The 9,512-nt window shown below is 66.4% G+C and carries 10 protein-coding genes; 3 read left to right on the top strand and 7 right to left on the bottom strand.

The window, feature by feature from the left end:
* Positions 1–179: 179 nt before the first annotated feature.
* From rpsL to ACIGHN_RS24595, 6 genes are all read right to left on the bottom strand, one after another.
* Positions 180–557 (bottom strand): 30S ribosomal protein S12, encoded by a 378-nt coding sequence (gene rpsL, locus ACIGHN_RS24620; RefSeq protein ID WP_015012185.1) that lies wholly within the window; start codon positions 555–557, stop codon positions 180–182.
* A 364-nt stretch (positions 558–921) separates the two neighbouring features.
* Entirely contained in the window at positions 922–2,091 is a 1,170-nt protein-coding gene (locus tag ACIGHN_RS24615; RefSeq protein WP_396506720.1) for a D-alanyl-D-alanine carboxypeptidase family protein, read from the bottom strand.
* 129 nt (positions 2,092–2,220) lie between these two features.
* Positions 2,221–2,874: an alpha/beta hydrolase gene (locus ACIGHN_RS24610; protein WP_396506718.1), complete on the bottom strand. Its 654-nt coding sequence runs from the start codon at positions 2,872–2,874 to the stop codon at positions 2,221–2,223.
* Between the two features lie 90 nt (positions 2,875–2,964).
* On the bottom strand, positions 2,965–3,312 hold the full coding sequence (locus ACIGHN_RS24605) for a ferredoxin (protein ID WP_056410099.1): 348 nt from the start codon (positions 3,310–3,312) through the stop codon (positions 2,965–2,967).
* A gap of 196 nt (positions 3,313–3,508) precedes the next feature.
* Positions 3,509–4,606: a VanZ family protein gene (locus ACIGHN_RS24600; RefSeq protein ID WP_056410100.1), complete on the bottom strand. Its 1,098-nt coding sequence runs from the start codon at positions 4,604–4,606 to the stop codon at positions 3,509–3,511.
* 21 nt (positions 4,607–4,627) lie between these two features.
* Positions 4,628–5,065: a CopD family protein gene (locus ACIGHN_RS24595; protein WP_056164787.1), complete on the bottom strand. Its 438-nt coding sequence runs from the start codon at positions 5,063–5,065 to the stop codon at positions 4,628–4,630.
* 434 nt (positions 5,066–5,499) lie between these two features.
* On the opposite strand from ACIGHN_RS24595, the gene hemB reads away from it, so the two are divergent.
* Complete coding sequence (gene hemB, locus ACIGHN_RS24590) at positions 5,500–6,507, top strand: porphobilinogen synthase (protein ID WP_396506715.1); 1,008 nt, start codon at positions 5,500–5,502, stop codon at positions 6,505–6,507.
* A 66-nt stretch (positions 6,508–6,573) separates the two neighbouring features.
* Complete coding sequence (locus ACIGHN_RS24585) at positions 6,574–7,725, top strand: magnesium transporter CorA family protein (RefSeq protein WP_396506713.1); 1,152 nt, start codon at positions 6,574–6,576, stop codon at positions 7,723–7,725.
* A gap of 222 nt (positions 7,726–7,947) precedes the next feature.
* Here the strand turns inward: ACIGHN_RS24585 and ACIGHN_RS24580 are convergent, their stop codons facing one another.
* On the bottom strand, positions 7,948–8,235 hold the full coding sequence (locus ACIGHN_RS24580; protein WP_396506711.1) for a hypothetical protein: 288 nt from the start codon (positions 8,233–8,235) through the stop codon (positions 7,948–7,950).
* 456 nt (positions 8,236–8,691) lie between these two features.
* Here ACIGHN_RS24580 and ACIGHN_RS24575 point away from each other — a divergent pair, with 456 nt between their 5' ends.
* Positions 8,692–9,477: a DUF72 domain-containing protein gene (locus ACIGHN_RS24575; protein ID WP_396506709.1), complete on the top strand. Its 786-nt coding sequence runs from the start codon at positions 8,692–8,694 to the stop codon at positions 9,475–9,477.
* The last annotated feature ends 35 nt before the right edge of the window (positions 9,478–9,512 follow it).

Below are 9,512 nucleotides of genomic sequence, written 5' to 3'. Positions count from 1 at the left end.
ACGTGGCATTTTTTACCTCTATCTTTGCTTCAGTTGGCATCTTTTCAGACACCGCGAGAGCCAATGAAGGACTCCCACTTACTCGACCCGCGCAGAACACCTGCGTTTGGGGCCACTACGCTGCACCACCGCGCCACGCGGGAGACAGCACCGAAAATTCTTGGCAGCAAGCGCAGGGCTTACTTGGCCTTGGGCTTCTTCGCGCCGTACTTGGAGCGAGCTTGCTTACGGTCCTTGACGCCTTGCAGGTCGAGCGAGCCGCGCACGATGTGGTAACGCACACCAGGCAAGTCCTTGACACGACCGCCGCGAACCAGCACCACGCTGTGTTCCTGCAGGTTGTGGCCTTCACCGCCGATGTAGGAGATCACCTCGAAACCGTTGGTCAGGCGCACCTTGGCGACCTTACGCAGAGCGGAGTTAGGCTTCTTGGGCGTCGTGGTGTACACACGGGTGCACACGCCACGGCGCTGTGGAGAGTTTTCCATCGCGGGGCTTTTCGACTTGGTCTTTTCGACCTCGCGCCCCTGACGGACCAGTTGATTGATGGTTGGCATGAATACGTCCCTAAACGTGAATTTGCTTCGTGAAAGCGAAAACGTGAATCCCTTCGGAAATTCCGAAAAGCCTTCTAATGTAGCAGCAAGACCCAAAACGGGCAAGCGGCGCGGCCTCTCTTCTGAAACACCCTTGGCACAGAACGCGGCACGCCCTGTGAAAGCGCACGGCCCATGCCAAGACCGCAGCGCGAGGGACGCCCCGTCGCGCTGGCGGTGTCCCCCTTCCCGAATGGCGCAGCCATTCGAGAGCAGGGGCTGAGAGCCGCGGCTCCAAGCCTGCCTGCGCAGGCTTGGACGTGCCCGAAGAGCCCGCCGCCTCCGGCGGTGGCACGAGGCGAAGCGCCTCGGGGGGATGTACCTGCTACTTAATCCAGAGGCGGATCGCATCCCACGCACGGCCCAGGAAGCCGGCCTGCGGGACTTCTTCCAGCGCCACGAGCGGCACCTCGGTGAGCGTCTGCTCACCCAGGGCGACCTTGAGCGTGCCGATGGACTGGCCCTTGGTGAAGGGCGCCACCAGCGGGTCGGGCCGCACGATCTGGGTGGTGATCTTGCCTGCGCTGCCCGAAGGCACCGCCACGACGATGGCCTCCTCGCGGCCGATCTTGAGCATGCTTTCGGTGCCCTTCCAGACGGCAGGCGTCGCCACGGGCTTGCCGGCGTCGAACAGCTTGACGGCCTCGAATGCGGTGTAGCCCCAGTTCAGCAGCTTCTGGCTTTCATTGGCGCGGGCGTTCTCGCTGGCGGCTCCCAGCACGATGGACAGCAGGCGGCGCTGGCCCACACCGGGGAATTCACGCTTGGACGTGGCCACCAGGCAGTAGCCGGCCGCGGCGGTGTGGCCGGTCTTGAGGCCGTCCACGGTGGGGTCGCGAAACAGCAGCGAGTTGCGGTTGGTGCCGTTCGACGCCGGGGTGCCCGGGTAGCTGTACTGCTTGGTGGAGTAGTAGTGCATGTACTCCGGGAAGTCCTTCATCAGGCGCATGGCCAGCACGGACAGGTCGCGTGCCGTGGTGGTGTGGCCGGGCTCGGTCAGGCCTTCGGGGTTCTTGTAGCTCGTGCCCTTCATGCCCAGTGCCTGCGCCTGGTCGTTCATGAGCTTGACGAAATTTTCGGCCGTGCCGCCCACGCCTTCCGCCAGGGCCATCGTGGCGTCGTTGCCGGACTGCACGATCATGCCCTTGATCAGGTCTTCGACCGGCACCTGCATCTTGGGGTCGATGAACATGCGCGAGCCGGGCATCTTCCAGGCGCGCACGCTCACGGGGAGCTTCTGCTCCAGCGAGATCTTCTTGGCGCGCAGCGCGTCGAACACCAGGTAGCCCGTCATGAGCTTGGTGAGCGAGGCCTGCTCGACCGGCGCGTCAATGTCCTTGGCGGCCAGCACCTGGTTGGCGGTCACATCCACCAGCAGGTAGGTGCGCGCGGCGATTTCAGGGGGCTGGGGCGCCTGGGCCAAAGCGCCGAAGGCGGCCGGGGCCACCGCAGCAAAGACGGCGAGGGATCGCAGCGCGGACAGGATTCGTTTCATGGGCGGGAGGCTGGGGCTGGGATGGGTGGGATGAAGGGAGAAAGGAAACGGAGTGCACGCACGGGGCGTGCAGGGTACAGGTGCCGGGCTCGCCAGGGCGGGCGGCAATGCCCGCCGTGGGCGCAACCCTCAGGCCGTGGCCTGCAGGTGGCGCACCACCAGATTTTTCAGAAGCGGCAATTGTCCGTGAAAGAAATGCCCCCCCGCGGGAATGACTGTGACAGGCAGTATCTGGGGACGGGCCCAGTCCATCACGGCGGACAGCGGCACGGTGTCGTCCGCCTCTCCGTGCACGACCAGGGTGCGCTCGTGGGCGTCGGGCGGCACGGGAGCCACGGTGAAGCGGCTGGCGGCCGTGCCCACGAGCACGGCGGTATCGACCCGGCCCGCGGGCCACAGCGCGGCCAGCGCATGGCTGGTGACGAAGGCACCGAACGAGAAGCCCGCCAGTGCAATGCGCTGGCCCTCGGCCGCGGGCGCCACCTGCTCGACCACAGCCAGCAGGTCCTGCAGCTCGCCCTGGCCGTCGTCATGCACGCCGGCCGTGGCCCCCACGCCGCGGAAGTTGAAGCGCACCGCGGTCCAGCCGCAGTGCACAAAGGCGCGCGCAAGCGTCTGCACCACCTTGTTGTCCATGGTGCCGCCAAACAGCGGATGCGGGTGGGCGATGATGGCCACGCCGCGCGGGGCGGCCACGCCGTCGGCCAGCACGGCGCTGTCGCGCACGGCCTCGATGGCGCCGGCAGGGCCGGACAGGGTCAGGCGTTCGGTGTGTGCATTCACGGTGGTTTGCTACTCAATTCATAGCTGCCAGCGCTTGACCATCAAGCGGTGGCAGCCCATAACATTCAAGACCCAGGGACAGACGCGGTTTCAGCGTCCAAGTTCCGCCGGCGTGACCAAACGCTCCACCACCTGGCCGTTCTTGAGGTGCGACTCGACGATCTCGTCGATGTCGGCCGTGTCCACGTAGGTGTACCAGGTGCCTTCGGGGTAGACCACGGCGATGGGCCCGCCCGCGCAGCGGTCCAGGCAGCCGGCCTTGTTCACGCGGACCTGGCCAGCGCCTGCCAGCCCGGCAGCCTTGACCTGCGCCTTGCAGCGGTCAAAACCCGCCTGGGCGTTGTGGTGGGCACAGCTGTCTTCGCCGTTGGCGCGGTCGTTCAGACAGAAGAAGATGTGGCGCTGGTAGTAGCCAGGCGCAGTGGATGTGTCGCTCATCGCCCCATTTTACGAACCCCGCACGCCCAAACTGGCGCGCACAACGCCAGTGCACCCGTGGAACCGGCTTTGCCAAGGCCACCGGGTGCATCCCGCGCCCGCGCGGTGAGAAGGGGGCTGAGTGCCGCGGCTCCAGGCCTGGACGGCAACGAAGAGCGGCACCCCTGGCGAAACGCACCGAGACGCCGCAGGCGGCTCAGGAGGCGCTTTCTCTCCTCGACACCCGCACCAGCACGTACAAAAGCGCCGCATACGGCCACAGCCAGCCCAGCCACTGGCCCAGGCCATAAAAGCGGATGAACCGCCCCTGCTCCCAGATCTGCAGGGTCTGCGCAAAGTAGGCGCTGGTGGGCGCCTGGTTGAGCAGCGCCAGGTGCCAGGCCAGCGCCAGCAGCAGCACTGCGGCGCAGGCGCGGCGGGGCAGGCCCAGGGTCACCACAGCCAGCCCCAGCGCGCCCCACACGCCCACGCGCGTGGGCATGCCCATCCATTCCCAGGCATGCACCGGGCCCCAGCTCAGCGCCGCCGACAGGGCGGTCAGCGTGACACCGATGGCCACCACGCCCAGCGCGAACAGCGCCCGGCGCCCCATCTGGCGGATCACGCAATAGCCCAGCAGGCACGGTATGAGCAGCCCCAGCGTGACGCACAGCAGCTCGCCGCCCGGCGACAGCGGCTCGAACGGCGCATCGCGCAGCGGCACCCACTCCAGGAAGGGTGTGTCGGCCAGGATTTCGATCAGCGATCCTTCGAGCCGCTCCAGCACCTGGCCCAGCCCGAAGGGCACGGCCGCCGGGAACAGCAGCGCCAGCGGCCACAGCGCCAGCAGCACGATGGCGCCGCTGGCGTCGCTCACGAACCAGCGCCCCCGAAAATCGCTCCAGCGGTCGATGGCGCCCAGGCGCTCGAGCAGCGCGGCGATCAGGCCCCCCGCCAAGGTGCCGCCGATGTTGAGCAGCAGGTCCAGGTTGGACGGCACGCGCCGCGGCAGGTAAATCTGCAGAAACTCCATGGAGAGCGACAGCAGGCCGCCCGCCAGCGTGGCCAGCCACACCGCGCCGCGCGGCCAGCCCGAGCGCAGCATGCCCAGCACCAGCAAAAAGCCCAGTGGCGCGTAGCCCACCACGTTGGTGGCCACGTCAAAGCCCGTCCAGTACGGCGGCGGCAGGCGGGCCAGCAGGAAGACCAGCGGGTCGATGCCCTGGGCGCGCCAGCCGTCGAACGGGAACAGGCTGGCAAAAACGATCAGCGCCGCATAGGTCAGCGCCAGGGGCCAGGCGGAGGTCTTGTGCACCGTCGTCGCCCCTTCCCGGCGTTAGAAGGGCTTGACGACGACCAGCACCACCGCGCACAGCAGCAGGGCCACCGGTACCTCGTTGAACCAGCGGAACCATGCGTGGCTGCGGCGGCTGCTGCCGTCCGCCAGCTTGCGCAGCAGCACGCTGCAGGCATGGTGGTAGCCGATCACCAGCACCACCACCGCCAGCTTGGCGTGCATCCAGCCATTACCCTGTGACGCGGGGCCGCGCCCTATGCCGTAGCCCAGCCACAGCCACGCGCCCAGCGCCAGGGCCGGCACCGCCAGCAGCGTGGTGAAGCGCAAGAGCTTGCGGGCCATCAGCAGCAAGCGGTCACGCTCAGCCACCGACCCCGGGGCCACCATGGCCAGGTTCACGAAGATGCGCGGCAGGTAGAAAAGACCAGCAAACCAGCTGGCCACGAAGACGATGTGGAAGGCTTTGACCCAGAGCATGCGGGCAGTTTAAGGGCCACCCGATGCCCTTCGCCTCCAAAAGCCCGCTGCAGGCTTCAGAAAGGCGTTTTGTGCCGAACGGCCGCATCCGCACACCACCACAAAAAAAGCCCGGCGATCCGCCGGGCCGGGAAGCCCCTCTCGCATCGCTGCAAGACAAGGCCCCGCTCAGGGAGGAAAAGCGGGGGGCAGCAGGCTGCCCGGCGCCAATTTAGCACCGGACACACCGTGTTACAAGCGGCATTTCCAGGCATGCAGCAACCGCATCTGCACGGCATCAAAACCTGGACGGGGGAGCGGTTCACGTGGGCGCAGCCCTGCCCAAACCGGCAATCCCCCAGCCAGCGCACCCGTGGATCTGGCATCACCGGTCCACCGGGCGCGTCCTCCGGATTGGAAGGCACGCAGCGCCACAGGGGATAGATAATCTTCGGATGCACCTCCACAGCCCCGCCCCCTTCCCCCAGAACCGCCCCCGCCGCCTGCGCCGCGACGCATTCACCCGCCGCCTGGTGCGCGAGAACGCCGTGAGCGTGGACGACCTGATCTACCCCGTGTTCGTGCACGAGGGCATGAACCAGCGCGAGGCCGTGGCCTCGATGCCCGGCGTGGACCGCCTGAGCCTGGACCTGCTGCTGCCCGTGGCCGAAGACTGCGTGAAGCTGGGCATCCCGGTGATGGCGCTCTTTCCCGCCATCGACCCGGCCCTGAAGACGCCGGACGGCAAGGAGGCCCTGAACCCCGACGGCCTGATCCCGCGCGTGGTGCGGGCACTGAAGAAGGAATTCCCCGGCCTGGGCGTGATGACCGATGTGGCGCTCGACCCCTACACCAGCCACGGGCAGGATGGCATGCTGGACGAGACTGGCTACATCCTCAACGACGAGACGGTGGAGATCCTCACCGGCCAGGCACTCACCCATGCCGAGGCGGGCGTGGACATCGTCGCGCCCAGCGACATGATGGACGGGCGCATCGGCGCCATCCGCGACGCGCTGGAGGTGCAGGGCCACATCCACACCCGCATCATGGCCTACAGCGCCAAGTACGCCAGCGCCTTCTACGGCCCCTTCCGCGACGCGGTGGGCACGCGCGGCGCCTTGGGCAAGGCCGACAAGAACGTCTACCAGATGGACCCCGGCAACAGCGACGAGGCCCTGCGCGAGGTGGCCCTCGATATCGCCGAAGGCGCGGACATGGTCATGGTCAAGCCCGGCATGCCGTACCTCGACATCGTGCGCCGCGTGAAGGACGAGTTCAAGGTGCCGACCTTCGCCTACCAGGTGAGCGGCGAGTACGCCATGATCAAGGCGGCAGCGGCCAACGGCTGGCTGGACCACGACGCGGTGATGATGGAAAGCCTGCTGGCCTTCAAGCGCGCGGGTGCCGACGGCGTGCTGACCTATTTCGCACGCGACGCAGCCCGGCTGCTGACCCGGTAGCCGCCGACGGTGACCGGCACTCCCGCGCCAGCGGCGCCTTTCTCCTCCACACCCCAACCGGCCTCGATGCGCATCTTTCACATCCACGGCGGTGGCGTCCAGGAGCTGGACAGCCTGCCCGCGCACATGCCCGCACAGGGCTTCGTCTGGATCGCGTGCGCGCGCTCCGCGTTCCAGGCCCGGCTGGCCGAGATCCAGGGCCGTCTGCAGGCGCTGGTGGGTCTGCAGCTGGTGGACCTGCACGTGTCCGACCTGCTCAACGCGCAACTGCCGTCGCACTACGACTACACCTCGCAGTACGACCTGCTGGTGTTCCGCCGCCTGGCCACGGCGCACGGCGATGCAGCGCAGCCCCCGGTGCCGCCGGACGATGCCCACGCTGCCGCCGCCAGCCCGCTGCGGCGCGGCGGCCCACCCGTGCTGCGGCGCATCGACACCAGCCCGGTGGGATTTGCGGTGTTCGACCAGTTGCTGCTCACGGTGCACCCCACCGACTGCTCGGTGCGCGACGCCTACGCCACGCGCCTGCTGGCAGCGCTGCCCGCCCTGCCCGCCGGCCCCGCCGAAGGCCGCAGCAGCCCGGTGCCCGGTGCCCGAGTACCCACCAGCCCGGCCGACCTGATGCTGCGCGTGGTGAACCTCATGGTGGACGGCTACCTGGACCTGCGCCGCGAGCTCACCCGCCAGCTCGACCACTGGCAAAACGAGCTGCTCAAGCCCCGCGCGCGCTACGTGAACTGGAGCTCGCTGCTGGAGGCACGGCTGTCGCTGCACCAGCTTGACGAAATCTGCGAAGACCAGCGCACCGCCGTGCAGGACTGGATCGACGCGCTGGAGACCTGGGCCCTGCCCGACACGCCCACCGGCCTGCGCGAGCTGGACCTGCTCAAGGTGCGCAGCCGCGACGTGCTGGAGCACATCGAACGCGTGGTGCACCACGTGCGCCGGCTGGAGCAGAGCACCGAAACCGCTGTGCAGATGCATTTTTCGGTGCAGAGCAACCGCACCAACGACATCATGCGCACGCTGACCGCGCTGACCGCCGTGTTCCTGCCGCTGAACCTGATCGCCGGCATCTTCGGCATGAATTTCGAATTCATCCCGCTCATTCACAAAGCCGACGGCTTCTGGTGGGCCATGGGCTCGATGATCACGATCGCAGTGGCGCTGGTGGCGCTGTTCTGGCGCAAGCGGTATCTCGCGCGCACGGGTGCCTGAGCGCCATCAGACACCTTCCAGACGCTGCTTGCGTTCTCGAGCCAGTGGATTGTTCGTTGACGATTGGTGGCGATATCGGCCCAGTGCGTCCGCAAGCGTAGCGGCCTGATCCAGCGCTTGCGCGAGCGCTGAGGGGCATGAATCGGAGCGGTGGCGTGCGGGGCCAGCTTAGTCGCGCAACTGGCGGCTGGTCACACTGGTGACCATTTACACAAACCTTCCTTAAAGACCGATCAATTTCACTACGGCCACAGAAAATATACACACCGCCGCAATACCCATCAAAAGCATCAGCAATAAGTACCGAATAAAATCTTTCAATGTCAACCGAAAGAATTTCTTGAAGATCCAGCTCGCATACATGACCGCCAGCAAAATCAATCCAAGAAGCTTTACCCACAAATAATCAGATTCCTGATTTTTCTCGCCAACAATAATTACCAGACCCATTGCTATTGAAATAGCAAACAAGATGCCTGTATTCAGCCAAAAATTCAAGGCCCTCGGCATTTTGCTTATCCTGTGAATTTTCCTGGAAGTGTAGGCAATTCCCAAACCAACTTTTAGACATTTTTGCTCGACCCTATGGGCCCGCATAACTCCATCCTAGCCGCAGGTGCTCCGGAGCGAGCGCCGTTGTGCAGCGCCCAAACTATGCGAATCGGTTGAACAACGTCAACCGCACGACATTTCAATCACGCCTGACACTGCTTAAGCTCATGGTCAGTTAGTTCGCATCCAAGGCCGTATCGCCAACAGTGCGCCAAAGTGCGGTTAGGTGAGGCGATCAGAGGATTAACTGCGCGTGGCTTTCGGGCCGGTTGCCGCCCGTGGCCCGCAGCCCTCATTCCATCGGTCGTTGTTCTGGCGCAAGCAATAACTGTCATGCACGCGGCGGTTATTTCCTACCCGCGCGTGGCCGCGTCGGGGCCAGCATGGGGCCTGCACAACCCCAGGAGTTCACAGATGAATGCACCAGCCGCCGGCCCCGTTGCTGCGCCAGCGCCAGCACCCGTGCGCATCGGCACCGCCAGCTGGAGCCTGCCGCGCGAGAGCCAGCACCGCTTTCCCGCTGCGGACCCGGCGGAGTCGCACCTCATGCGCTACGCCCGGCAATTGACGGCCGTGGAAATCAACTCTTCGTTCTACCGGCCCCACCAGCGCAGCACCTACGAGCGCTGGGCTGCGGCCACACCACCCACGTTCCAGTTCAGCGTGAAGCTGCCGCGCAGCATCACGCACGACGCGCGGCTGATGGACACCGAGGCACTGCAGCAAACGTTTCTGGAACAGGTCTACGGCCTGGGCGAGCGGCTGGGCTGTCTGCTGGTGCAATTGCCGCCCAGCCTCACATTCGACGCGCCGGTGGCCGAGGCGTTCTTTCGCAGCCTGCGGCGGCTGGACAGCGAGATCGGCATCGCCGTGGAGCCGCGCCACGCCAGCTGGTTCACCGCCGAAGGCGACGCACTGCTGGCCCACTGGCAGGCCGCACGCGTACTGGCCGACCCGGTGCTGCACGGTGCGGGCAGGATGCCGGGCGGCTGGCACGGGCTGGTGTACTGCCGGCTGCATGGCTCGCCACGCACCTACTACTCCGCCTACGAGCCCGCGCTGATCGGAGCGCTGGCCCGGCGCATCCAGGCCGCCACGCACGAAGCGCGCAGTGTGTGGTGCATCTTCGACAACACGGCCAGCGGCGCTGCGACCGGGAACGCGCTGGACCTGCAGCAGCACCCTGCGCTGCGGGGCTGAGGGCGCCCGGGCCTCCCTACAGCCCCAGGCCCATC

Source organism: Acidovorax sp. NPDC077693 (assembly GCF_044542805.1).
In the GTDB taxonomy this organism is placed as follows: Bacteria; Pseudomonadota; Gammaproteobacteria; order Burkholderiales; family Burkholderiaceae_C; genus Acidovorax.
Note: the sequence above shows the minus strand (reverse complement) of the source record. Positions and strands in the feature narration are given on the sequence as shown.

Bases quoted from the DNA above. Each gene is read 5' to 3' on its own strand.
- rpsL (WP_015012185.1), bottom strand. From the start codon at position 557: ATGCCAACCATCAATCAACTGGTCCGTCAGGGGCGCGAGGTCGAAAAG.
- ACIGHN_RS24615 (WP_396506720.1), bottom strand. From the start codon at position 2,091: ATGAAACGAATCCTGTCCGCGCTGCGATCCCTCGCCGTCTTTGCTGCG.
- ACIGHN_RS24605 (WP_056410099.1), bottom strand. From the start codon at position 3,312: ATGAGCGACACATCCACTGCGCCTGGCTACTACCAGCGCCACATCTTC.
- ACIGHN_RS24595 (WP_056164787.1), bottom strand. From the start codon at position 5,065: ATGCTCTGGGTCAAAGCCTTCCACATCGTCTTCGTGGCCAGCTGGTTT.
- hemB (WP_396506715.1), top strand. From the start codon at position 5,500: ATGCACCTCCACAGCCCCGCCCCCTTCCCCCAGAACCGCCCCCGCCGC.
- ACIGHN_RS24585 (WP_396506713.1), top strand. From the start codon at position 6,574: ATGCGCATCTTTCACATCCACGGCGGTGGCGTCCAGGAGCTGGACAGC.
- ACIGHN_RS24580 (WP_396506711.1), bottom strand. From the start codon at position 8,235: ATGCCGAGGGCCTTGAATTTTTGGCTGAATACAGGCATCTTGTTTGCT.
- ACIGHN_RS24575 (WP_396506709.1), top strand. From the start codon at position 8,692: ATGAATGCACCAGCCGCCGGCCCCGTTGCTGCGCCAGCGCCAGCACCC.